The organism is Vibrio sp. 2132-1 (genome assembly GCF_033344315.1).
Window position 1 is genome coordinate 1 of the sequence record NZ_JAWPON010000604.1, and the last position, 585, is coordinate 585.

Annotated in this window: 1 protein-coding gene; it reads right to left on the bottom strand. The window is 44.1% G+C overall.

The window, feature by feature from the left end:
* Window positions 1–90 precede the first annotated feature (90 nt).
* The coding region (locus R8N47_RS26910; protein WP_318186326.1) for a PqiC family protein at window positions 91–585 on the bottom strand (495 nt) is incomplete at its 5' end.

Below are 585 nucleotides of genomic sequence, written 5' to 3' on the forward strand. Positions count from 1 at the left end.
AAGCCATATTCTTAATCTCTTGAGCCGCTAAACATACATAAACAAGAAAGGGGAGCGTGATGCTCCCCTCTATTATCTGATGTCTATTTACTATAGCTGCGCAGCTATATCGTCGGTTAGTTGGTTCAAACCTGCCGACAGTGCATCAACCAGAGCGTCGTAGCCTTCATCTTGCAATGGCATCAATATCTTTATTTGCGAGCTGCGAACGATGTTGCCGCTTGCATCGATGAGTAACCATTCACCTTCAATCTCCGCGTTACCTTGGTAGCTACCATTAAACTTGTTCAAAGTAAGTTGAAGCTTGGATTCTCCACTTTGATCCAGAAGATTATTCATTTCAACTGGCCAATAGTCGCTTTGTTTTTGGCGCAGCTCAGCCACAACACGTTGGGTAATTTGCTCAGAAATACTTTGAGCCCACTGGTGGCGTTTGGCTTGAACAATCTGAGTATCTGATGTGCGATACACAATACTATTGTCATTCAGGTAGCTAGCGAGTTGAGCCGGACGAATCACCAGTAAAGGACGTTCTGCAACGCTCATCTGGTTAGACGTTTTTGTCTCAGCTTTAGGTAAGAGATA